Annotated in this window: 25 protein-coding genes and 1 pseudogene; 11 read left to right on the top strand and 15 right to left on the bottom strand. The window is 42.7% G+C overall.

Annotated elements, in window-relative coordinates:
* Positions 1-15 precede the first annotated feature (15 nt).
* Together G573_RS0100765 and G573_RS0100760 are read right to left on the bottom strand one after the other, a co-directional pair.
* Positions 16-792, bottom strand: a complete 777-nt coding sequence (locus G573_RS0100765; RefSeq protein ID WP_027974941.1) for a Cof-type HAD-IIB family hydrolase — start codon at positions 790-792, stop codon at positions 16-18.
* Between the two features lie 125 nt (positions 793-917).
* Entirely contained in the window at positions 918-1859 is a 942-nt protein-coding gene (locus G573_RS0100760; protein WP_027974940.1) for a TDT family transporter, read from the bottom strand.
* 164 nt (positions 1860-2023) lie between these two features.
* On the opposite strand from G573_RS0100760, the gene G573_RS0100755 reads away from it, so the two are divergent.
* Positions 2024-2365 carry a metal-sulfur cluster assembly factor gene (locus G573_RS0100755; RefSeq protein WP_027974939.1) on the top strand — a complete coding sequence of 114 codons (342 nt, stop codon included), beginning with the start codon at positions 2024-2026 and terminating at the stop codon, positions 2363-2365.
* Between the two features lie 127 nt (positions 2366-2492).
* On the opposite strand, the gene ilvD is transcribed toward G573_RS0100755, so the two are convergent.
* The 3 genes from ilvD to G573_RS0100740 form a co-directional block, all read right to left on the bottom strand.
* Positions 2493-4208, bottom strand: coding sequence for a dihydroxy-acid dehydratase (gene ilvD, locus G573_RS0100750; RefSeq protein WP_027974938.1), 1716 nt, complete (start codon positions 4206-4208; stop codon positions 2493-2495).
* Positions 4209-4358: 150 nt separating this feature from the next.
* On the bottom strand, positions 4359-7139 hold the full coding sequence (locus tag G573_RS0100745; RefSeq protein WP_027974937.1) for a cation-translocating P-type ATPase: 2781 nt from the start codon (positions 7137-7139) through the stop codon (positions 4359-4361).
* Between the two features lie 192 nt (positions 7140-7331).
* Positions 7332-8708, bottom strand: coding sequence for an NAD-dependent succinate-semialdehyde dehydrogenase (locus G573_RS0100740; protein WP_027974936.1), 1377 nt, complete (start codon positions 8706-8708; stop codon positions 7332-7334).
* Positions 8709-8905: 197 nt separating this feature from the next.
* Here G573_RS0100740 and G573_RS0100735 point away from each other — a divergent pair, with 197 nt between their 5' ends.
* Positions 8906-9484: a DNA-3-methyladenine glycosylase gene (locus G573_RS0100735; protein WP_027974935.1), complete on the top strand. Its 579-nt coding sequence runs from the start codon at positions 8906-8908 to the stop codon at positions 9482-9484.
* A gap of 28 nt (positions 9485-9512) precedes the next feature.
* On the opposite strand, the gene G573_RS0100730 is transcribed toward G573_RS0100735, so the two are convergent.
* Genes G573_RS0100730 through G573_RS0100715 form a run of 4 tightly spaced genes read right to left on the bottom strand, consistent with a single transcriptional unit; the run spans position 9513 to position 12892 of the window.
* Positions 9513-10178, bottom strand: coding sequence for an ABC transporter permease (locus G573_RS0100730; protein ID WP_027974934.1), 666 nt, complete (start codon positions 10176-10178; stop codon positions 9513-9515).
* A 2-nt stretch (positions 10179-10180) separates the two neighbouring features.
* Complete coding sequence (locus tag G573_RS0100725) at positions 10181-11110, bottom strand: osmoprotectant ABC transporter substrate-binding protein (protein ID WP_027974933.1); 930 nt, start codon at positions 11108-11110, stop codon at positions 10181-10183.
* A gap of 1 nt (position 11111) precedes the next feature.
* Positions 11112-11744, bottom strand: a complete 633-nt coding sequence (locus tag G573_RS0100720; RefSeq protein WP_027974932.1) for an ABC transporter permease — start codon at positions 11742-11744, stop codon at positions 11112-11114.
* The gene (locus G573_RS0100715) at positions 11741-12892 is read right to left on the bottom strand and encodes a betaine/proline/choline family ABC transporter ATP-binding protein (protein WP_027974931.1); all 1152 of its coding nucleotides are present in this window, start codon (positions 12890-12892) and stop codon (positions 11741-11743) included. Before G573_RS0100715 ends, G573_RS0100720 begins: the two co-directional genes overlap by 4 nt.
* Before the next feature lie 371 nt (positions 12893-13263).
* Between G573_RS0100715 and G573_RS0100710 the strand changes: the two genes are divergently transcribed.
* The 6 genes from G573_RS0100710 (at position 13264) to G573_RS0100685 (ending at position 17703) form a co-directional block, all read left to right on the top strand.
* On the top strand, positions 13264-13635 hold the full coding sequence (locus tag G573_RS0100710) for a MerR family transcriptional regulator (protein WP_027974930.1): 372 nt from the start codon (positions 13264-13266) through the stop codon (positions 13633-13635).
* 54 nt (positions 13636-13689) lie between these two features.
* The gene (locus G573_RS0100705) at positions 13690-15024 is read left to right on the top strand and encodes a replication-associated recombination protein A (RefSeq protein WP_027974929.1); all 1335 of its coding nucleotides are present in this window, start codon (positions 13690-13692) and stop codon (positions 15022-15024) included.
* A 167-nt stretch (positions 15025-15191) separates the two neighbouring features.
* A complete protein-coding gene (locus tag G573_RS0100700; protein ID WP_027974928.1) occupies positions 15192-15761 on the top strand; it encodes a TetR/AcrR family transcriptional regulator in 570 nt (189 codons plus the stop codon).
* Positions 15762-15912: 151 nt separating this feature from the next.
* Complete coding sequence (locus G573_RS0100695) at positions 15913-16236, top strand: hypothetical protein (RefSeq protein WP_027974927.1); 324 nt, start codon at positions 15913-15915, stop codon at positions 16234-16236.
* A gap of 14 nt (positions 16237-16250) precedes the next feature.
* On the top strand, positions 16251-17015 hold the full coding sequence (locus tag G573_RS0100690; protein WP_027974926.1) for a ferredoxin reductase domain-containing protein: 765 nt from the start codon (positions 16251-16253) through the stop codon (positions 17013-17015).
* Between the two features lie 58 nt (positions 17016-17073).
* Positions 17074-17703 (top strand): hypothetical protein, encoded by a 630-nt coding sequence (locus tag G573_RS0100685; protein WP_027974925.1) that lies wholly within the window; start codon positions 17074-17076, stop codon positions 17701-17703.
* Positions 17704-17818: 115 nt separating this feature from the next.
* On the opposite strand, the gene G573_RS0100680 is transcribed toward G573_RS0100685, so the two are convergent.
* Complete coding sequence (locus G573_RS0100680; RefSeq protein WP_027974924.1) at positions 17819-18634, bottom strand: tyrosine-protein phosphatase; 816 nt, start codon at positions 18632-18634, stop codon at positions 17819-17821.
* A 15-nt stretch (positions 18635-18649) separates the two neighbouring features.
* Entirely contained in the window at positions 18650-19831 is a 1182-nt protein-coding gene (locus G573_RS0100675) for a macrolide family glycosyltransferase (RefSeq protein ID WP_027974923.1), read from the bottom strand.
* 120 nt (positions 19832-19951) lie between these two features.
* Between G573_RS0100675 and G573_RS0100670 the strand changes: the two genes are divergently transcribed.
* Positions 19952-20515, top strand: coding sequence for a TetR/AcrR family transcriptional regulator (locus G573_RS0100670; RefSeq protein ID WP_027974922.1), 564 nt, complete (start codon positions 19952-19954; stop codon positions 20513-20515).
* 285 nt (positions 20516-20800) lie between these two features.
* On the opposite strand, the gene G573_RS0100665 is transcribed toward G573_RS0100670, so the two are convergent.
* The 3 genes from G573_RS0100665 to G573_RS0100655 form a co-directional block, all read right to left on the bottom strand.
* Positions 20801-21109: a thioredoxin family protein gene (locus G573_RS0100665; protein ID WP_027974921.1), complete on the bottom strand. Its 309-nt coding sequence runs from the start codon at positions 21107-21109 to the stop codon at positions 20801-20803.
* An 11-nt stretch (positions 21110-21120) separates the two neighbouring features.
* Positions 21121-22116, bottom strand: a complete 996-nt coding sequence (locus G573_RS0100660; RefSeq protein WP_027974920.1) for a permease — start codon at positions 22114-22116, stop codon at positions 21121-21123.
* A 76-nt stretch (positions 22117-22192) separates the two neighbouring features.
* Positions 22193-22522, bottom strand: coding sequence for an ArsR/SmtB family transcription factor (locus tag G573_RS0100655; protein ID WP_027974919.1), 330 nt, complete (start codon positions 22520-22522; stop codon positions 22193-22195).
* Positions 22523-22664: 142 nt separating this feature from the next.
* Between G573_RS0100655 and G573_RS0100650 the strand changes: the two genes are divergently transcribed.
* Both G573_RS0100650 and G573_RS0100645 read left to right on the top strand, forming a co-directional pair.
* Positions 22665-23078: a MarR family winged helix-turn-helix transcriptional regulator gene (locus G573_RS0100650; RefSeq protein WP_027974918.1), complete on the top strand. Its 414-nt coding sequence runs from the start codon at positions 22665-22667 to the stop codon at positions 23076-23078.
* A 1-nt stretch (position 23079) separates the two neighbouring features.
* Entirely contained in the window at positions 23080-23439 is a 360-nt protein-coding gene (locus G573_RS0100645) for a rhodanese-like domain-containing protein (protein ID WP_027974917.1), read from the top strand.
* A 330-nt stretch (positions 23440-23769) separates the two neighbouring features.
* Here the strand turns inward: G573_RS0100645 and G573_RS11595 are convergent.
* Positions 23770-23941 (bottom strand): annotated as a pseudogene (locus G573_RS11595) (SDR family NAD(P)-dependent oxidoreductase); the annotation flags it as partial.

The raw sequence follows: 23941 nt of genomic DNA, 5'->3' as shown, positions 1-23941 counted from the left end.
CAATCTTTTTTACTGTTAAATGAGATGATAATGCTGTAAAGCATGCCTGATACCGTCTTGATCATGATGGTGAGTTATAAAAGCCGCTATTTCTTTAACTTCTTCAACGGCATTTTCCATTGCAATGGGATAATCAACGGCAGAAAGAAGAGGAACATCATTTTTTCCGTCTCCAAAGGCATAAGTTGGGATGTGCTGCAGACCAAGGATATCCTTGACAATAGTGACACCCGTTCCTTTGTCAAATCCTGCTTTGGTAACGTCGATAGAATAAGGACTGTTTCTGAAAAAATGAAGCTGGGGAAGAGCTTTTTGATAAATCGCATCATGGCTTTTATCAGCACTGCCGACCAGCAGCATGTTGACAGGGTTGTCAAGGTAGAAATGTTCCTTAACCGGCGGCAGTTCCTCATTAAAGTAAGTAAAATGCTCCGTCAGACCTTGACAATTTCCTGACAAGTAGATGTCAAGGGGAGTGTAGTAAGCAATTTCTTCTTCAAGACTGCGGGCCAGGCCAATCAATTTGTTGGTAATTTTGCTGTCAATAGTTTGAGAAAAAACTTCCTTGCCTTCAATATAGATAGACATGCCATTCATCATAATGACAGATGTTATTGCTGACTGTTCAAAAACCCCTTTAATCTCTTTTGTTGAGCGTCCGGTAGCAATAATAGGAAGATAGCCATTAGCAGTCAGCGCTTGCAGAGCCAACTTGTTATCGGATGAAATCTGTGACTGCTTGTTTAAAAGCGTCCCGTCAAGATCAAAAAATACTAAACCTTTATAATTCATGCTAATAGTTTAACATAAAACCTGCACAGATAACAGCCCAAGTTATGTTCACAGGTTGACAGACTTATACAAGACACAAAGAGTGTCAGCGGATAAAGTCAAAATAAGGATTTTCTCCTTCTTTTTTAGCTGTCAGGTGCTTTGTTTTGAAATAAGAATCTCAGATAGTGAACAAGAACAAAGAAAACCAGTAAAACAGCCAGCAATTCTTCTAGCTTAACCAATATTTGAAATAAGGGCTGCTGCAGATTCAGGTAAAGGCCGGCAGAGCGCAGTGAAGTAACTGATATGACGAAAGGAAAGGTAAAAGCGGAGAATCCCGGGTTAAAATCTCGTTTTAACAGAAAAGGTAATTGAGCTGCAACAAAGAAATAAAGGAGCTGCGAAGCCAAAAGTAAGAACCAGACGACCTGGGTATTTGGACTTTGCCCTTCCGGAAAGGTTTTTAAGTAGCCTGCAAGCAGGAGTGATAAGGGAGCACAAAAAGTGGAAATATTAGGCTTAGCACTTTCGGGCAGACCAATACGATAGGCTTTGATGGTCATAAAAGGGAGGACCAGCAGAGTCAAAAACAGACAAACCCAAAAGATTATTTGCCCCAGCAGATACTGTCCGCTGATAGGGGCTGTCAGAGCGGCTACCGCAATGCCGACGTAAAGGACAGACCACGAAGGGAAAACGTAGTCCCAGCTGAAATGCAGGACAAATGTAACAGTAAAATAAATGATTAGCCCGGCATTTCCCAAGAAAGCCAGCCACCAGATAAGCAGACTGACAAGGGTAACCCAATGTCCTAAACCTGAAAAAATTTGAATATAGCCTGCAAGCAGCATACCTGACATAAAAAAAGTCGGAAAAACCGAGGCAACCAAGGGCTGCTGCAGCTGCTCTTTTGCCTGAGGAAGATTTCTCAAAATCCCAATGATTAATAGCAGATAAATAAAGACGGCAGTTATCCCCAGTATGTAGCGTAAAACCGGATGGTAAAGCTCCAGCAGATTGCCAAGAGCAAACAAGCCAAGACTCAGACCCGACATCACAAGAGGTGGATTTTTCAAAGCTTTCATATCCTTTAATTCTCGCTTCTTTTATAATTTTTCTTATTTTAACATAAAAAGCCTGTTTTTAGAGAGGAAATTTTCTCAAATGGAAAAAATCCTTTATTAAATATTGAAAAAAGGGGCTATTTATGGGAAAATATAGCCAAATCACTTTGTGAAGGAGAACATAGATGAGAGATGATATCAAAATCAATGAGCGCGCTGCAGCCATTAGCGATCAGCTGATTGAAAAACTTGAAAACATATACGACCCGGAGATTGAGCTGGATATTTATAATCTGGGTCTGATTTATGAAATCAATCTTGATGAAGAAGGTTTTTGCAAACTGGTTATTACTTTTACTGAGATTAACTGCGGCTGCGTAGATACGCTGCCGGCAGAAATCATTGATTCTCTGTCAGAAATTGATGGCATCAATAAAGTTGGAGTGGAAGTCGTCTGGTCCCCGGCTTGGAAGGTGACACGGATCAGCCGTTTTGGCAGAATCGCACTAGGTATCAGCCCTAAATAAGAATAGCTTTTTTAAACAGCTTTTCTTAAAATGATTTAAGTTGAGATTATAAAAAAATTCATCGTCTGAAAACGATGAATTTTTTGTATTTCAACAGATATTTCTTGAACCCTGTGATTTTGAAAGGCTATTTCTTGCCGGTTTCTTCGGGTTTCCAGAAGTCTGTCACAGCTCCTTTGGAAGCGGAGGAAACGATGTGAGCATATTTGCCCAGAACTCCGCGAGAATAAAGCGGCGGAATTTCGGTTTCAGCCTTGCGGCGTTCAAGCTCTTCTTCTGAGACGTCCATGGTGATTTCCTTGGTATCTTGGTCAACAATAACTGTATCACCGGTACGAAGGTAGGCAATTGGTCCGCCGTCCTGAGCTTCAGGGGCGATATGTCCGACAACCAGACCGTAAGTACCGCCTGAAAAACGGCCGTCAGTGAGCAGGGCCACCTTGTCTCCTTGACCTTTACCGACAATCATAGAAGAAAGAGAAAGCATTTCCGGCATGCCAGGTCCGCCTTTTGGTCCGACATAACGAACAACAACAACATCTCCGTCAACAATCTCATCTGTCAGCACTGCTTCGATAGCAGCTTCTTCTGAGTCAAAGACCTTGGCCGGTCCGACATGGCGGCGAACTTTAACACCTGAAACTTTAGCAACAGCACCTTCCGGAGCGAGATTACCATGAAGGATAATCAGCGGTCCGTCCGCACGTTTTGGATTTTCCAGCGGCATGATGACTTTTTGGCCTGGTGTCAGGTCGTCAAATTCGGCTAAGTTTTCAGCGACGGTCTTACCGGTACAGGTGAGGCGATCACCATGCAGGAAGCCGTTTGCCAAGAGGTATTTCATCACTGCCGGTACGCCGCCGACATTATACAGGTCTTGGAAGACATACTGACCGGATGGTTTCAAATCAGCCAAATGAGGAACTTTTTCTTGGATAGTATTGAAATCATCAAGAGTCAGCTCAACATTAGCCGCATGGGCAATCGCTAACAAGTGGAGGGTTGAATTGGTGGATCCGCCCAGTGCCATAGTCACTGTGATGGCATCTTCAAAAGCTTCGCGTGTTAAGATGTCTGATGGTTTAATGCCCATCTCCAGCATCTTCACTACAGCGCGGCCGGCTTCTTCAATATCAGCTTTTTTCTCAGGAGATTCGGCAGGATGGGAAGCAGAGCCCGGAAGGCTCATTCCCAAAACTTCAATGGCTGTTGCCATGGTGTTGGCTGTGTACATACCGCCGCAGCCGCCAGGACCGGGACAGGCATTGCATTCAAGCGCCTTAACTTCTTCTTCGGTCATATCACCGTGGTTCCAGTGGCCGACCCCTTCAAAGACAGAAACGAGGTCAATGTCCTTGCCGTTCAAATTGCCAGGAGCAATAGTACCGCCGTAGGCAAAGATAGCCGGAATATCCATGTTGGCAATGGCAATCATCGATCCTGGCATGTTTTTATCACAGCCGCCGATAGCGACAAAGGCATCAACATTGTGTCCGCCCATAGCCGCTTCAATCGAATCAGCGATAATATCACGTGATGTCAGCGAGAAGCGCATGCCTTGGGTTCCCATGGCAATACCATCAGAAACAGTGATTGTTCCGAATTGAACGGGCCAGGCTCCTGAATCTTTAACCCCGACTTTTGCCAGTTTGCCAAAGTCGTGCAGGTGAATATTACAGGGTGTATTTTCAGCCCAAGTTGAGATAACACCAACAATAGGTTTTTCAAAATCTTCGTCCTGCATGCCGGTTGCTCGCAGCATAGCACGGTTAGGGGATTTAACCATTGAATCGTAGACAGAACTGCGATTTCTTAAATGTTTAAGAGTTTCTTTGTCAGTCATTTGACCGCTTCCTTTCATCTCATCATATATAGTCATCTGAGGAAGAATGCTATAACTTTATAAAACATTATAGCACAAATCCTGCTTGTAATCAGTATAATTGTTGCAAAATTCTATTATTTTCTGAAAAATTCTGTATGGCCTTTAAACTCAGCTGTGAGAATGCTTTCTGAGCCAAGCCTTGCGAATTTCTTCCAAAGCAAGAATAGGAAGCGGGCAGCAGATCAGGTAGAGCCAGTTCACGGCTTCTAAGGGTGCTGTATTAAAAACACGGTTGAAAAGAGGAAGATAGCTCAAAAGGATGAAGAGCAAAATTTCAGCCAGCATTCCCAGATTAATATAAGCATTAGAAAAGAGTTTGAGATCAAAGACAGACTGTTTGGTCGTCCGGCAGTTTTGTACCATACCGATTTGGCAGAAAATGATGGCTCCCAGCGTCATGGTCGTGGCTTCCGCATAGTAGCTGCCGTTAAAGGAAAGACCCTGACCATGAATCAAATAAGTGAAGAAGAAAGCTCCCATGGCCAGGGCAGCTTCCAGCAAACCATACCAGATAAAGGCTTTAATCAGCAGATTTTTAGTAAGCAGTGAGTCCGATTTACGCCTGGGCGGTCTTTCCATAATATCTTTTTCAGCACTTTCAATACCCAAACCTAAGGCAGGCAGCATGTCGCTGCCAAGGTCAATAGCCAGAATCTGCATAACGGTTAATGGCAGAGGAATGAACCCGCGGGAAAAAAGGAAGCTTGCTGACGGTACGGCCTCAGATGTATTGGAGTTGAAGATGTAGGTTAAAAACTTTTTAATATTTTGATAGACTGTTCGTCCTTCTTCAATAGCATTAACGATGGAGGCAAAGTTATCATCGGTTAGAATCATGTCAGCCGAGGATTTGGCGACATCGGTTCCGGTAATGCCCATAGCAACGCCGATATCAGCTTTTTTCAGAGCAGGAGCATCGTTGACACCATCGCCGGTTACGGCAACAACATGGCCTAGTTCCTGCAAATTGGTCACGATGCGGTATTTTTGTTCAGGAGCAATGCGGGCAAACACCACCTCGTCTTTAAGAATCGTCTGAAGGTCACTGTCGGACAGCTCTCCTAATTCCTGACCTGTGACGAGGCGGGGATTATCCCCTTGAACGATACCGATTTTCTTGGCGATACTTAAGGCAGTCAAGCCATAGTCACCGGTGATCATGATAATTCTGATGTTTGCCTTATGGCATTTTTCAATAGCCTCAGCAACTTCCATACGCGGCGGATCCTGCATGACAAGGAGTCCCATGAAGATGAGGTCTTGTTCAATGATTTCAGGGGTATAATCCGCGAAATCCTTCGGCAGGTCAGGCGTTTGATCAAGCTGGCGGCAGGCCAGAGCCAGCACGCGCAGTCCATCTTTGGCATATTGGTCATTGGCTTTTAAAATGGCAGTTCTTTCCTTATCAGTCAAGGGTCTGATCTGGTTTTGGTCGTAAATTCTGCTGGACAGCTCTGCGATTTCTTTAGGTGCGCCCTTAGTAAAACTAATCAGACGGCTTCCAGCCAGCGCAGTCTCAAGCTGGTGGATTGTTGTCATGCGCTTACGGTCAGAATCAAAGGTCAGTTCATAAAGTCTGGGAGCTGTCTTTTCATTGTCTCTTAAGTCAATCCCGGCTTTTTGGGCAAGGACATTTAGGCAGGCTTCGGTAGGATCACCAAGGACAGTGTAGCGTGTCTGATCCCCGTGAGGCGGTTCAATCGACGCATTGCCGCAAAGGGAAGCTCCTCTGATGAGCCAGTTTAGGCTGGGATTGTCACTGACTTGAACCGGCTTTTGATTGGCTTCAATCCTTCCTTTTGGGGCATAGCCCAGACCTGTTACATCGTATTCTTGCTGCGGCGTCCAGATATGATTGACCGTCATTTCATTTTGTGTCAGCGTTCCGGTTTTATCAGAACAGATGACAGAGGTTTCTCCCAAGGTCTCCACAGAAGCTAAGGTTTTGACCAGAGCATTTTTCTTAGCCATTTTTTGAACAGCCATGGCAAGTGACAGCGTCACAGTTGGAAGAAGACCTTCGGGAATAAAGGCGACAATCATTCCCAATGCGAAAACAAAAGCCTGCGCTAAGGGCTCTTTAATAATTAAAACCGAAGTGAGCAAAAAGAAGATACCCACCGATATAGCAATCAAGGAAATCTGCTTGGTCAGACGGTTGAGCTCTTTTTGCAAAGGACTGATGACATTGCTGACACCTTGTGTCAAATGGGCAATCTGTCCAAATTCTGTTGCCATACCGATATTGGTTACTAATACTTTGGCATTGCCTTTGCTGACAGACGTGCCGGCAAAGACAAGATTATCCAGACTGAGAAGATCAGGATCTTTCTCAGAAATAGCACGATTATTTTTATTGACAGGATTGGATTCACCTGTGAGAGCAGACTGGTTAACCTGAAAATCATCTGTAGCAGAGATGATGCGGGCATCGGCAGAAATACTATCTCCCTCTTCAATCATCATCAGATCACCCGGTACCAGCTCTTGGGCAAGAATCTTTTCTTCTTGATTTTGCCGGGTAACACGGGCATAGGAAGGCAGCATGTCTTCAAGGGCTTCTGTTGCTTTGCCGGCCTTATATTCTTGGAAGAAAGAGAAGCAGCCGTTGATAATATTGACCAGCCAGATAGCTATCCCAAGTTCAGGTGTTCCTGCAAAGAAGAAGGCGACTGCTCCGCCAATCCAGAGCAAAATTGCCATCAAGGACAGAAAGTTCTTAGCAAATTTGACAATTATGGGTTCTCCTTTGACCTTTTCCAGCTGGTTAGGACCGTATACTTCCTGCCTTTTGGCGACTTCATCAAAAGAAAGCCCTTGGGGATTGGACTTTGCCTGTTCAAAGACAGTCTGTATATCGTATTGGTATAAATTAGGCTGCCTGTTAATGTTTTGCTGATTGCGCTTTCTAATCACGAAAAACACTTCCCATCTAATGTAAGCCTTTTACTTTATAAGATGATTATACGCCTATTTTCTGAAAGTGGTGCAAAAAAAGTTTAATTTTTCTGGAAAATACAGGCAATTCAAAAATCTCCCAGATGCAAGCGCATCTAGGAGATTTGAAACATTTAGCTGACTTTATTGATGAGGCGTGAACACAAGGTGTTCGTTGACAAAAGCATTGAAGCCTAGTTCACTAAGCTCACGGCCATAGCCTGAGTTCTTGATACCGCCGAATGGAACTTCCGGATGAGATGTCCAGCCAGAATTGATGAAGGACATACCCGTTTCAATTTTAGCAGCGACTTCTCTGGCATGGTCAAGATCTTTGGAGAAGACAGTACCGCCCAGTCCATAGCTGGAATCATTAGCAAGAGCGATGGCTTCTTCTTCTGTATCCACCTTGTAAATAGATGCCACAGGACCAAAGATTTCTTGGTTGTAGATCGGGTTGTCTTTAGTAATGTCTGTTAAGACAGTAGGCATGACAAAGTTTCCCGGATGGTCAATTGGTTCATTGCCATAGACCGCATGTGCTCCATTATCTACAGCCAATTTGATTTGACCGAGAACATCTTCTTTGGCTTCAGCGGATGACAGCGGTGCAAGTGTTGTTTCGGGATCCATTGGATCGCCCCATTTAGCTGTCTTAAAGGCTTCAACAACAATATCAACAAATTTCTTATAGTTGTCATCGCCAACAACGATAAAGCGTTTTGATGACGTACATACTTGACCGGCATTGTAGAGACGGGCAAAGAAAACAGTATTTTTCAAGAGGTCGAAATCGGCATCTTCCAAAATAAGGAAGGCATCGTTACCGCCGAGTTCAAGTGCAGATTTTTTCAGATTTGCTCCTGCTTCGGCAGCGATTGAAGCACCGCCGCGTTCAGAACCGGTCAAGGCAACACCTTGAACTCGTGGGTCTGCAATGGCATTGTTTACTTGATCGTAAGTGAGGAAGAGGTTCTTGAAAGAGCCTTCAGGAGCGCCTGCTTCCCTAACCAAATCTTCAAAAGCTTGGGCTGAGCCCGGGCAGATAGAAGCGTGTTTTAAAACGGTTGGATTGCCGATCATAAAGTTAGGGGCAAACACGCGCATAATTTGATAGAATGGAAAATTCCATGGTTCTACCATAAAGAGCACGCCGACAGCCTGCTTGATATAATAAGCATCTCCATGGATAGGTTCAAATGATTTAGACTGCAGGAATTCTTCAGCTTTATCGGCAAAGTAGTCTGCAATTTCTGCACATAAATCAACTTCCCCCTGAGCTTCGACAAAAAGTTTTCCCATATCCTTGGTCATTACTTCAGCATACTTGTCACGGTCCCTGCGAAGCAGATCAGCAACTTTGTGCAGCTGAGCTTTGCGTTCTTCTAAGCCGCCTTCAGCACGCCATTTTTTATAAAGAGCATGCGCTGTTACCAGTGCCTTTTCTAAATCTGCATCACTGTTGTTTGCAAATTCTTTTAAAACCTCGTTCGTATAAGGATAGGTTGTCTTATAGGCCATAGTTTTTCCTCCAATTTTTGTTTAGTCAAACTTATTATAGCATTTTTGAAACCGATTTCAAGAATTGAGTTTGTTTTTTTACTGCACCTTTGAAACAAAGCTCAGTTAAGCCATCAAAACAATTATTTCTGTGTAATAATGATGCTTAGTACTTAGCAGTTTTTCGACAAAAAACTCTAAAATGATATAATGAGCCTATGTTATCAAATGAATTTAAGAAGTTAATGGAAACAGACACTGTCGGTACAGCCAAAGCCTTGCTGGGAATGCAGCTGTGCATAAACGATCAGCTGCTTGGCAGAATCGTAGAAACAGAAGCTTATTTGGGCAGCAAAGACAGTGCCTGTCACAGTGCTAAGGGCCGGCGGACACCTAAAAATGAAGCCATGTATCTGTCTGCAGGGCACTGGTATGTTTATCAGATCTATGGTCATCAGATGCTTAACTTGGTGACCAAAAGGCGTGATGTTGCAGAAGCTGTTCTCATCCGGGCTCTGGAACTTCCTAACGGAGAACTCTTGGCTAATGGCCCCGGAAAATTAACAAAATTTGCAGGGATTGATAAGCGCTTCAACGGAGACTTTTTACCTGCGTCTAAACTGCAGCTGGTAAAGGATAGGTCACCTCGCCGTATTGCCGCAAGGCCCCGCATCGGTGTGACCTGCAATGACCGCTGGCGAACAGAGCCGCTTTGTTTTTACGTAGTGGGCAATCGTCATGTTTCCAAAATTTCTAAAAAAAGCCTCTTACCAGATGAAGAGACTTGGTTAAGCTGAGTATCAGCTATTATGCAGTTTTTAGGTTTTAACGGTTGGTTGACATACCTTTTGGTTCCAGGTAATGTTGGATAGCTCCGAGAATTAAATCGGAGACAACAGCCATAAAGGCGGTTGGCAGGGAACCTGCAAGAATGATAGCCCCGCCGTTGGTTGCATTGGTACCGCGTATGATAATATCTCCAAGACCGCTGCCGCCGACAAAGGCACCGATAGCCGTAATCCCGATTGCCAGCACCAAGGCATTGCGGATACCAGCCATGATGACAGCTAAAGACAGGGGCAGCTCAACCATCAGCAGTTGCTGTTTACCAGTCATTCCCATGCCCTTGGCAGCGTCAACTAGGTCAGCATTGACATTTCGAATACCAGCATAGGTATTGCCGATAATAGGCAGCAAGGAGTATAAAAAGACGGTCGCAATAACAGTTTTAGTTCCCAAACCCAAAGCCAGCATGATAATGGAAATCATGGCTAAAGAAGGAATGGTTTGTATGACATTGGCGATGCCCATAATAAATCCTTTGAGCTGCCCCTTCTTAGCAATCAGTATTCCTACCGGAATTCCTATGAGGGCAGCAAGCAGCACGCCGTATATAGAAATGAGGAAGTGCTGCAGGAACTGTGTCAGAACATAGCTGCTGTTGTGCTGAAAATAGTAAATCAACTGCTCTGTAATACTCATATGACTCATTATTAATCCCCTCCTTCACGGAAGTAATGATGTTTTTTCAAAAAATTATGTGCGACGACAGACGGCTCCAGCAGTTGGTCATCTACTTGATAGTTGAGCTCTTGCATGGTCTCAAGGTCGATCTTTCCGTCTAAGCGGTGCAAAAGCGGCTTTAATTCAGGATACTGTCTTAAAATCCGGTTGTTAGCAACCATAGACGCATCGTAAGGCGGGAAGAAATGCTTATTGTCTTTAAGAATGGTAAGGTCATAGCTTTGGATGCGGCCGTCTGTGGAATATCCCAGAACTACCTGCATCTTATCATTTTCAACAGCATCGTAAACAAGGCCTATCTGCATCGGATAGATGCTCTTAAAGGAGAAACCGTAAGTGCGGCTGAATTCCTTGTAACCGTCGCCTTCGCGTCTCATCCAGGTACTGTCAACACCCGCCTTAGCAGTCGTTGCGATTCTTTTTAAATCCGCTACGGTTGTAAGATTGTTTGCCTTGGCAAATTTAGTTGTCACCATAAAAGCGTAAGTATCGGCAAAACCGTAGCTTGGGAACCAGGTTTGATCAAAGCGCTTGGTGAATTCTTTTTTGATAATTTTGCTGGCCTTGATATTGTCCTTTTCAGCCGGCAAATTCAGCGTTCCTGTCAGGTCTGTTCCTGTATAGCGGGTTGCTGCAACATCAGCGTCTTCTCGCATCAGCGCCTGATGGACTACATTGGTGGAGCCGAGGTTGGAAATCAGGGTCGTTTTATAGCCCAATTCATGAGTAATCAATTCGCTGATCATATTAGCCATAATACTGGATTCTGTCGTACTCTGTGCGGCGATTCTTATATTAGCGTCGTCCTTATTTTTCGCATTGTTGCCTTTGCTGCAGCTGGCTAAAGCAATTAGTGGAATTATTGTAAGGATTGCTAAAAAATATAGTCGTTTTTTCATGTCATAAATTCCTCTTTTGTCGCGGTGTCAAATAATCTTCAAGGCGCCCGAGCAGATAATCAACAATTAAAGAAAGGAGAATAACAGGAATGGTTCCCCCGATAATTAAAGAAGGCTGAAAGAGGCTTAAACCGCTGAAAATAAGATCTCCAAGGCCCCCGGCACCGATATAGGACGCCAAGGTAGCCCAGGCAATGACATAAATAGCAGACAGCCTGATTCCTGTCATAATAACCGGCACTGCCAAGGGCAACTCAACTTGAAAAATTGACTGAATCGGGGTCATTCCCATGCCCTTCGCACTGTCTTTTAAAATGGGGTCCACACTGTTCATTCCGATATAGGTATTTCTCATGATTGGCAGCAAAGAATAAATGAAAAGTGCGATGATTGCAGGCGTTCTTCCGACACCAAATAAAGGAATCATCATGGCTAAAAGAGCCAGACTGGGAACGGTTTGCAGGATACTGGCCAGACCGATAAAGAACTTAGCCAGTTTAGGAAACCGAGTCAGCGCAACGCCGATAGGAACAGCGACAATAATTCCCAAAAACAGAGCCATTGCCGAAATATAAATCTGTTCCCAAGTCTTAACGATTAATTCACTGCCGTATTGTGCTAAAAAGTCACTCATAGCGTGTCCTCCGTATCTTGGCTGCCCCAGATGATATCATAGAGCATATCAACCAATGATGCCCGCGTTACAATTCCCTTGAGGTGGTGTTCTTTGTCAACCACCGGAACATATTTTAAGCCGCGCTTTAAAATACGGTGGGCTGTATCGCGCAGGAGCTGGTCTTCTTCTAAGTAGAAAGTAACTTTGTTTAGGATATCACCAACAGAAAGATCCTTCTTATAGTTGTTGTTGAGGGTTTCAATATCGATCAGGCCGAGCAGTTTATTGTCCTTATCTGTGACTAAAAGAGAGTCAACACGTCTTTGTCTCATCAAGGAGATGGCTTCATGCAGGGATTGTTCGGGCATAATGGAAACCGGATCTTTTAACATGATTGTCTTAACAGGCGTGACATCAGCGCGTGCCTGAATCAGGCGGTCTTCCCCAATCATCTTTTGCACAAAAGGCGTTGCCGGGTGCCGCAGCAATTCAGTAGGACTGTCCTGCTGAACAGTATGGCCTTCATCCATGACAACAATCTTGGTTGCAAGCTTTAAGGCTTCATCAATATCATGGGTAACCAAGACAATGGTTTTTCCGGTCTTTTCCTGCAGCGACTTGACAAGGTCCTGCAGTCCTTCTCTTGTGATAGGGTCCAAGGCTCCGAAAGGCTCATCCATGAGGATAATCTCTTGGTCGGCAGCCAGTGCTCTGATAACACCAATCCGCTGCTGCTGCCCGCCGGACAGCTCATAAGGGTAGCGATCCAAGAAATCTTCCGGCAGCTCAACTAATTTTATCAGCTCTTTTGCCTTGGCTTTTTTCTTTTCTTCCGGCCATTTCAGAAGTTTTGGAACCAGCGTAATGTTTTCATAAATGGTCATGTGAGGCATGAGACCGATATTTTGAATGACATAGCCGATTTTTCGCCGCAGCTGGACAGGGTTGAAGTGTGAAATTTCCTGACCGTTGATCAAGATTTCACCGCTGCTTGGTTTTAACATCCGGTTAATCATACGTAAGATGGTTGTTTTGCCGGAACCGCTGGTACCAATCAGGCAGACAAATTCTCCGGGCATAATTTTCAGATTGATATGCTCAACAGCAACATTGTCTCCATAAATTTTATTGACCTCTTTAAACTCAATAACAGGTTCTTTTCCCATACTAACCTCCTTTAGGTGTTTTCGATTATTAGTTTGAATAGTAACAGACGAAGAAAAAATTTCTATTTACTAGTAGTGTATCAAATTTATGTAAAAAAATGAAATATTTTTATGAATCAAATCATTTTCAGAAAATAGTTTCAATTTATTTAAATGATTATTGGAAAAAATTAGGAGAAGATTTGACAAGAAACTGTGGTGGCTAAAGACACCAAAAGTCCGTCAAGCTGGAGTTCGGAACAAGCAGCTATCATGGCTGCCTGTCCCGAACTCGAGTTTTTGTGTGCTGTTTTATCAAATTCCCCTTCTTTTGGGTTATAATAAAGATAGCACCTAGAGTTAACTAGAGGTTGACAGCGGAAGGGGAAAAAATGAAGGAATCAATAGGAGAATTTGCAAAACGCAGCAAGCTCAGTATCCATACGCTTAGATATTACGAAAATCAAGGCTTATTAAAGCCGCAGAGAGATAGTAGCAACAGGCGCTGCTATACTGATGATGACTACCGCTGGCTGCTGTTTATACTGCGTTTGAAAGCTGTCGGCATGCCGCTCAAAGAAATCAAAAGGTATTCTGAACTGAGAGAAAAAGGAGCCGGCACTTATTTGGAAAGAATGCAGTTGCTGGAAAATCATTTAAAAGTACTGGATAAAACGATTCAGTCTCTTTTAGACAATAAAGCTCAGCTGCTTGACAAAATTCAGTTCTATAAAGAGCAGATAGGAGATTCAGCAGACTCTTAAACAAGAGCAGCGATTTAGGTTTTTGTTTATAGTATTGAGATCGGAGGGACAGCCATGGCGCAAACATCTTTATTTGACCAAGATATGGATATGACAGCACCTTTAGCCAGTCGTGTGAGACCGACCAGTCTGGATGATTTTGTCGGTCAGAAACATCTGGTGGGAGAAGGAAAATTTTTGCGGGAAATGATTGATAAAGACCAGGTGTCGTCCATGATTTTCTGGGGGCCGCCCGGAGTGGGAAAGACAACACTGGCTGAAATTATTGCCAAAAAGACAAAATCAAAGTTTATTACTTTCAGTGCGGTTTTAAACGGCATCAAAGAAATCCGTAAAATCATGAACGAAGCAGAGGAAAACCGCCAGCTGGGTGAGCGCACTATCGTTTTTATTGATGAAATTCACCGCTTTAACAAGGCTCAGCAGGATGCTTTTTTGCCCTATGTGGAAAAGGGCAGTATCATTTTGATCGGAGCGACAACTGAAAATCCCTCTTTTGAAGTTAATTCGGCTTTGCTGTCACGCACCCGCGTCTTTGTCCTCAAGCAGCTGACCGAAGAAGATATTGAAGAACTGCTCAAACGGGTTCTCAAATCCCCTCAGGCTTTTCCGGATTTAGAGATTAGTATCAGCGATGAGCTCCTGAAACAAATTGCCATTTATTCTAACGGGGATGCCAGGACAGCTCTCAATACGCTGGAAATGCTGGTCATTAACAGCGATATAAAAGATAAAACAGCCACCATCTCCGGTGACCTTTTGGAAGAGCTGCTGGATAAGAAAACGGCCTATTATGATAAGGCCGGTGAGGAGCATTATAATATCATCTCTGCCCTTCATAAATCCATGCGCAACAGCGATGTCGATTCGGCCATTTACTGGTTGGGGCGGATGATTGATGGCGGTGAGGATCCTATTTATATTGCCCGCCGTCTGATTCGCTTTGCCAGTGAGGATATCGGGCTAGCGGACAACAGTGCCCTCAATCTGGCGATTAATGTTTTTCAAGCCTGCCGCTATATCGGCCTGCCCGAGTGTGATGTGCATCTGACCCAGTGTGTGATTTATCTGTCTCTGGCGCCCAAGTCAAATGCGGTTTATAAGGCCAGAACGGCTGTGCAAAAGGACATCAAACAAACCATTGATGAACCGGTGCCCTTGCAGCTGCGCAATGCGACAACCAAGCTCATGAAAGAAGTCGGTTACGGCAAAGGCTATCAGCTGGCGCATTTTTATAAAGATAAACTGACTGCGATGCCAACACGCCCTGAAAGCATAGCTGATCATACTTATTACAAGCCGACCGAAGAAGGCCATGAAGCCAGAATCAAACAGCGGCTCAACTATATCAAAGAATGGAAAGAAAAACACCATATGGATAAAGACTAAAACGCCATTGTTAACCGCAATGGAAATCTGTTCCGCTTTCTTTTCTGCTCTTTAAAGCGATAAGGCGTTTAACTTTGATCCTTGGCTTGACAGGCAGAAAAAAAGATTGTAAAATATGAATGAATAGAAGTTGAAATTCATTCATATTGCTAAGAAGGATGGTGTTGATGTTGACAAACAAAAAACAAGCCTTAAAGACAGCTGCCTGTGAGGTCTTTTCGAAAAAAGGCTACAAGGCGACAGGCATTTCTGAAATTACTAAAAAAGCCGGAGTGGCAGCTGGGACTTTCTATAATTACTATGACAGCAAGGAAGCTATTTTTCTGGATGTTTATATTGATGAGAATAACCGCGTGCGCCAAGCTATGATGGATGAGATTGATTGGGAAGGAGACGCGGTTGAACTCATTGGTCAGATTTTTGGGCAGTCGCGCAGCCTTATTTCATCCAATAAGATTCTGACAGAATGGTATAATCCCGCCATCTCTGATGAGCTGCACAGCTATTATGCTTCAGAAAAAGGCAAGTCTGATAATCCCTTTCATCAGTTTTTAGTGGAAACCTTTACTAATCGCATGCTGGCAGAAGGCTATTCTCAAGAGAAAATCCAAGAGGTGCTGCAGGTTTATCAGCTTTTCTACTATATGGACACCCATATCACTGAAAAGGATTTTTCTAATGTCAGTCAGACCATTGAAATTTTGGCTACTTATTTTGTCAAAGGACTTTTTAAATAAAGAATAGGAATTCTTTATTTTTTTAAAAGTGACTGAATGAATAAATATTTTTGTTCATTCAGTCGAAAAGTCCTAAGCAAACAGGTTTTAGAGGTTACTTAAATTTAAAATAAAAGGAGAAAAAATCATGACTAAAAATGGAGGCAAAGAAATGAATGGACTAGGTATTTTTGGAGCAGCCTTGGCTGTGATTGGGCTTTTGGTGGTGATTTGGGGAGCGACTTTACAGCCAATCAATTTTTCAAGCCCTGACTTTATGTCTTTTGTGACAGGCGGTTTGCTGCTCGTAGCTATCGGGCTTTGCATGATTGCGGACTTGCCTGCAATTTGCAAAGTTTTAGGGATTTGGCTGGCGGCAGCAGCTACCATGCTTTATATTTACAGCCTGCCGGATACGGACTTAATCATTAAGGTAATTGGTTTTGTTCCTGTCCTTGCTTTGGCGGCTTGGCTATCGCTTAAATTTTGGCAATAATAAGGAGAAAATAAATGAAGAAAGGACCTTCTGAAATGTTAACGATTATTCTATCAATTCTTGCAGTGGGACTTCTTGGCTGTCTGATAACTTGGGGAGTGATTAGCTACTTGGGCCGCAGTCAAACTCTGACTGTCAAATCCATTGAAAATCCCAGCAGCGATCTTTATTTCATTCATCTGACGAAACCCAAGAATATGACTTGGAAAGCTGGTTCTTACGCTAAGATTACTTTACCTGAAGTCAAAGAAAGCGCTCAAAAGAGTCGCTGGCTGACTATTGCTTCCAATCCTGATGACAATGAGATTCTCATTCTGACGCATAATAGCAGCAGTACTTTTAAGAAAACCTTGACCAGTTTGCCAGTTGGCAGCAAGGTTGAGGTGAGTTGGCTGGAGTCCACCTTAAAGATTCAAAATGATGATTCACCGTTTGTCTGCTTTGCCTCTGATGTTGGTATTGCAGCGATGAGGCCAATCGTTAAAGAGTGGGTCGGTAAACGTGACCTTATCCTCAACCATTTGGATAAGGGAGTGACGGTCTTTGATAAAGAATTGTATCGGCTGGATCAACAAGACAGCAAGCTGACCTACGACAGCAGCGCCAGCCTTTCCCAAAGTAAAGAAAGCTTGAAGAAAGCAGTAGATAAGTACGGCAACAAAGCCACCTATCTCTTAGCTGGTCAGCCTGATGATGTTGAGGCTATGAAAAAGTTTCTTGCGGATAAGGGGATTGACATAAAGCAGCTGAAAACAGAAAAGTTTAATGGTTTGAAATAGTGAGTGCTTTGTGAAATGAACTTGTTTTGATAGAGCATATCATGGAGGGAAAGGCGAAATGAAAAACAAGGGAAAAATAGAAAAATACTTGCTATTTTGCTCGCTTTGGGGCTTTGCTTTATTCATTTCAGCCATTTATTACTTTCTGATGTCCATAACGCAAGATTTATCAACCTCTTCTGAACTCGTATTATGGGTAGAAAAACATGGCACAGCCCTTGCGGTTATTTCTGAAGCAGCCATCTTCTCTGTGGTTTTTCTGCTCATCTCTAGTCATCTCTTATTGGCCTATGTCAAATGCCGACTGGTTAAAAGTATTGGCAGCAGTTTGATCATTATCCTTGCTATGGCTTTAGTTTTAACTTCTCTATTTTCAGGAAGGCTTGTTTACCCAGTCTATCATATGGTTTTAGATGATACCATTGCTAAACTGGTCATCTCATCTATGGTGGCAGCAGTTCACATGGCTTCCCTAGCGCTGTCTGTGCTTATTGTGACCATCAGTTTCTCGCTGTCTAAAAAATCCAAGCTCATTTTAGTTACGGGGATACTTGTCGCACTATCGCAGCTTGTCATGGCCTATCCTTGGTTACTGCCATTTGAGACTATCTTTATCATTATTCCTGCACTCTTGATTTGGTTTATGTTGTTTTTGCGGTTTATTAGCAGATTTCTAGGGATTAAATAAAGTTTTATATGACCTAGTTAGATGGAGTAGGAAGTCTTTTGGGATAAATCATACAGCACCTTAAAAGATGGACTTTTTGCCTATTCTTAGAGGCGCTGTATGATTTTAAAATACGTTAAGCGGTATAATTTTGTCTAAGTTGTTCCAACCTTGTTTCATCTAGACCAAATTCTTGATAAAAGTAGTTTTCAAAGGAAGCGTATTTGTCTAAAATAGCTTGCAGAGCATGTTCTGCAGCTAGTCTAGTTACCCCTTCACTTGACTGGATAAGTAGCCTTGCTTTTTTGGAAAAACAACACAGTAATTGATGTTTTTCTTGTGCTGCTTTAATCTTCTTCGCATAGTAATGATTTGTCAATTCGAAATCATCTAAAGCCTGTTCTTTGGTTACGCCTAATACCAATAAGATGAGAAGTGCTGCCAGACCAGTTCTGTCTTTTCCGGCTGTACAATGAAAGTAAAGCGGTACTTGTTGATTTTCTAGTAATTGAAAGAGCTCATAGAAGGCTGGATTTGAAAAGACCATGTCATTATAACTGGTTTGATTGAAAGAGTTTTTTAGCAAGCGGATAAAATTCCAAGGGTTTTTGAAAATATTGTTTTTTAATGCTTCTGGAGATAGGTCGATTTCAACTCCGTTGATGACACTGGCACAGTGTCTCACATAAGAACATTCTTTCGGAATATAATCGGGCATTTGCATAGCTTCCTGCTCTGACCTTAAATCTAAAATTTGTTTGAGCTGTAAGCTATCTATTCTTGCTTGAGCCTCTTGAGAGAGATTTGCTAAGACAGGTCCTCTGAAAAGGAGATGGTGTTTGACCGTTTTTCCATCAACGGTTCTGTAACCACCTAAATCACGTAGGTTTTTGATGCTAGCGCAGACAATTTCTTGACCTGAATTTTTGATTGTTCTGTCTGTCTTGCTCATAGGCTATTCACTCCATTATTGTTTGGGATTTAGAATAATTTGCATAGCGGCTTCAACACCACCGCTAGCTCTAAAATCTTGTGCTACTTTGCTGGCTTGTTTCTTATAATTAGCATGATAAAGGACTTCCTCAATGCCTTGAGCTATGGCCGTAGGGGCGTAGCTTTCAAGTTTGAAACCGGCACCAGCTGCAAGAACCTGTTCAGCAACCATATTTTGTTCAATTGTTTGCGGAAAAACAAGGAGGGGAACCTCGTAATAGAGTGCCTCGCTAGTACTGTTTAAGCCGCAATGAGTGAGGAAAACATCAGCTGACTTTAGCACAGCTATTTGATCAAACGAATGAGCGACTTGGAAATTTTGAGGAATCTGTCCTAATGAGTTTATATCTGTTTTGGCCCCAACAGATAAGAGGACGTCGAACTCCTTATTCCCTAAAGCTGTAAAACAGTGACGATAGAAGTCGCTCGCTTGGTTATTAACAGTCCCCAATGAAATATAAACAAGCGGGCGATTAGACTTCTTCCAAACTGCGGTGCTTTCTCGAATAACCGGTCCGACAAAGTGAATCGTTTCGCAAAAGCTAGCACCAGCAGGCTGAAAATTTTGTGATGTTGTTACAATAACAGGACAGTCGGTTCTGGTTAAAGCGAGATCAGTGACGTGCTTGCTTGGATAGCCAAGCCTTTTTATTTTATGGTAATTTGCCATCATTTCAGGCAAGTGTAAAAGCATTTTAAAGTTGTCTTTGAAAGAAGAATCGCTTAACATGGTCGGTGTATATTCGTTAAAAGCGAAATGCGTATTGTAGGAAACGTATGGAACATCTAGGTTATCAGCAATAACCGAGGCCCACAGGGCAAGAGAGTCGCCAACAATGACATCAGGCTGCCAAGCTCCAATCTCTTCAAGATAGGTATTTCGGATATCCTCAATAGCTTCTGAAACGATGGCTAAAAGGGCTGAAAAATGGTTTTTTTGATTGTGAGTGGGCTGATTGACATGTTCAACCGTCATATAAGCCATTTTCTCATCGTAGCAAATCACCTCAGCACCAAGTCTTTCTAAGCTTTCTTTGAAATTTGAGACGGTATAGTAGCGAACCTGATGTCCGTTTTCAACTAATTTTTGGACCACTAATAAGGTCGGATTGGTGTGACCAAATGCGGGAACTCCCATAAAGATAATACGTTTCATCGTTTTTCCTCCAGTTTCTTAATGCTTTCAGTTTATCAGATGAAAACGAGGAAACAATGGGCAAAAATCCCTATTTGTTGTATAATCAACACATATTTAATATTGTCTAGAAAGTCACCAATGAATAAACAAGATCGTCGCTTCAAACGAACACAAAAGTCTATATATGAAGCATTTGCAAACTTACTTTTAGAAAAAGATTTTACCGAAATAACCATCAATGATATTAGCAACCTAGCTGACATCAATCGTTCAACCTTTTATTTACATTTTGAGGATAAGTATGCCCTTTTAGATGCTTATCTGCTAAGTCTGCTGCCAATTGTCAGTGATATTGACTTGATGCAATCCCTTAGCCAGCAAGATGTATTTCTTGTTAGTTTGGGTAAGCTTTATGATTATCTTCAGGAAAATACCATCTTTTTCAAACGCTTATTCAATGAAACGAATTATCCCTTTGCCATTCGTTCGATACGCAAAGTACTCAAAGTATTTTTAACAGAGAACGATAGCGTCTTTTCTGAGGAAATTGGCAACTCAAAAGATTTTACCATCCACATCCGAATTGCTGGACTTATTGCCATGATTGAGTGGTTTTTATCACAAAAAAATTATAGCCGTGAACAATTCATCGAGGAGACTTATGATTTAGTTAGTCTGCTAGAGAAAGCAGGAGAGAAATAAGTGTCGAAAAAGCATGCGCCTTGCCTGTTTTCTTGACTTGGTTTGTGCTGCTCTTGCGGTTTATTAGCAGATTTCTAGGGATTAAATAAAGCCTCGTATTAGCCAGTTAGAAGGGGACATTAACAACAAAAAACAGCTCTAGATAAATTTTACCTAAGCTGTTTTAATTTTGTCTGTATCCCTGCTGAATAGGCCTCAAAAATATCTGAATAATGGAACAGGGTTTCGGTCATCTGGTTTTTGCAGGAATTGTGCAGGCAGACAAAGGCAACTTTGAGCTTTAGGTCATGACAGTTTCTCCTGAATAATGGCCTTCACGTCCTCGGCAGACAAGACCTTACCAGCAGAAACGACTTCTTCGTTTAGAACAAGAGCCGGTGTGGACATAACACCATAGCTAGCAATTTGGCTGAAATCTTTGACATGTTCGACAACAGCTTTGAGCGCAGTTTCCTCACAAGCTTGCTTGACATTAGCTTCTAAAGTTTGGCATTTCTTACAGCCCGATCCCAGCACCTTAAAAACAACAGAATCGCTTCCAGCAGGGGCAGTCTTGTTAAGACTTTGACTTTCTTTTTTTCCAAATAGTGACATCTTGATACCTCCTAAAATATAAATGCCTGCAGGATATTAAAAGCATACCCTACTAAAATGATACCGACAGTGCAAATCAGGATAAAAACGGCTAAGAGCTGAGGCTTGACAGCCTTTTTTAACATGATGAGCGATGGCAGACTTAAAGTGGTGACAGCCATCATAAAAGATAATACCGTTCCCAGCTGAGCACCTTTACTCAGCAGTGCTTCAGCAATCGGAATAGAGCCGAAAATATCCGCGTACATGGGAATACCAATCAGTGTTGCAAGGATAACGCTTAAAGGATTGTGGCTGCCGAGCACCTGAGTGACCCAATGTTCCGGTATCCAATTGTGGATAAGAGCCCCAATGCCAACACCAGCCAGAATATAAGGAAAGACTTTCTTAAAGGTGTCGGCAACCTGTTCTTTAGCAAAAGACAGCCTGTCAGACCATGCTAAGCTTTCTGCCTCTAAATGAATAGCCTGAGCATTTTTGACGAAATCCTCAACGTATTTTTCCATCCCCAGTTTTTCAATAATAGATCCGCCAACAACAGCAATTACTAAGCCCAAAATAACATAGATAACAGCGATTTTACCGCCAAAAATACTCATCAGCAAAATTAAGCTCCCCAAATCAACCATCGGTGATGAAATTAAAAAGGAAAAGGTCACGCCGACCGGCAGACCGGCACTTGAAAATCCCATGAAAAGAGGAATGGAGGAGCAGGAGCAAAAGGGGGTTACCGTTCCCAGCAGGGCAGAAATAATATTTGCTGTCAGACCGTCAAAGCGGCTCAAGATCTTTCGGCTGCGTTCTGGCGGAAAGTAGCTTTGAATATAGGAAATGATAAAAATCAGAACACATAAAAGAATGGTAATCTTGATAACATCATAAACAAAAAATTGTAAACTCCCTCCCAGTCTTGACTCTAAGTCAAGGCCGAGTGATGATAGGATTCTGCCGACAAGGCTGTTCAGCCATTTCATACCGAGGATCTGATCTTGGATAAATGACCACATCATTGGGCCTCCGTTCACGTTTTACAGATAATAGATCAAAAAAATTTGATATATTAGGTTTAAATAAAAGTCATGCTTACGATGACTTTCGCTGGCAATGGCAGGTTTTAGCATGACTGCTGTCAGCAGCGGTTAATTGCCCGAGGCGCTCTATGACATAGCTAGCGCCCAGACTGCTGATGCTGTAATGTTTCCATTTTCCCTCCTGCCTGCTGGTGACAAGACCAGACTGACATAAAATTTTCATATGGTAAGAAAGTGCCGACTGGGGAATATCTAAAGCTTCAATTAAGACACAGGCACAGGTTTCTCCCTGCTGTAAATAATCCAATACCTGCAGGCGCTTCTCATCCGCAAGTGCCTTGAAAATTTGAGCATCACGTGTATACTGACCGATTGCAATCACCTCATATCAAAAAAACTTGATGTGTAACTATCTTAAGAGTACAATTTATCAGTATTTTTGTCAAAGATTTATCTGAGCAAGCAAGGAAACTATTGCATAAAATATATAATCAGGATAGCTGATAATCAAAAGAGGTGATGATTTGAAATTAGAACAATCATGGGGCTATACCCTTAGTAAAGTCGCTCAGAAGATGGATAAACAGTTTTCCAAATCTCTCTCGATGTATGGTATCGATTCGAGGGGGTACGGTGTTTTAGTTACGCTGAGTAACAATGATTCTATTACGCAAATAAAAATCGGGGAACTGATGTCCATTGATAGGACCAGGGTTGGGCAGCTGATTGATATGCTGGAATCAAAAGGATTTGTGAAACGCCAACAAAATCCTAAGGACAGACGGCAAAACCTAATCGTCTTAACAAATGAAGGTAAAACGTTAGTGGTTAAAATGTGGCAAGAAATGCACCAAATAGAGCAAGGTGTCATTGCTAATCTGGCTGATTGGCAAAAAGAAGTGCTTGACAGCATCGCAAATGAAATGGGAGAAAAATAAGATGGATAAGATTGAATTTTTAGAAATGTACTTAGAACTTTATATTAACCACTTTACAGTCTTAGAAGCTATGAAGAGCGGGAATGAAGACTATGTCGCCCTTGATATTCGCAATGCTCCGGCGCAAATGAAGAAAGAGCAAATCAAGGGAGCAAGAGCTATACCAGCCAAAGATCTGCACGCGCACTTAGCCGATCTTGATAAAAGTAAAACCTATGTGGTCTATGATTGGAACGGCGGCACAATTCTGGGCAAACAGGCCTTACTGACTCTTTATAAGGCTGGTTTCAAAGCCTATGAGCTTGCAGGAGCCTTTGAAGGCTGGAAGGGCATGAACCTGCCGATTGAACCGGCGGTATAATACAAAGAAGAGGCAGGGCAAAAACTCGTCCAGTATTCCTGTTTTGGAATAAACTCTTGGCGCAGTGGTTGGGGGTAAGACTTGTTGGCTAAGCCAACTTAGTCTTACCCCTGCACAGTTCATTAGGTGCTTTAGCACCAATGAACCACTGCTGGCTGGTTTTCCTTTTGCCACAAGGCCAAAGCGGAAAACCTAGCCAATTGTGCGGGGGTGGGAGTGAAACGGTCTGGGGAGAGACCGTTTCAGGTCACCACCTTGAAACTAGGGAGTGGTGAGAACCAAAATTTTCAATTTTTGGGTTCTTTCCCACTCCCTTTAAAATAATTCATTTTAATGCTTAAACAGCGGCGCGCTCAGGTGGAAGCTGAAATCTGTTACATCAACTAAGCCAACCACCTCATCACTCTTGTAGAGTTGAATGAGGAAATCAGCCATCTCTTGAGCAGTATGGTATTGTTTAAACTCTCGGTCGTAATCGTATTGACTAGAGTCAGTCGCTACC

It is taken from the genome of Streptococcus devriesei DSM 19639 (assembly GCF_000423725.1).
Taxonomy (GTDB): Bacteria; Bacillota; Bacilli; order Lactobacillales; family Streptococcaceae; genus Streptococcus; species Streptococcus devriesei.
This window is presented reverse-complemented; position numbering and strand designations above follow the sequence as displayed.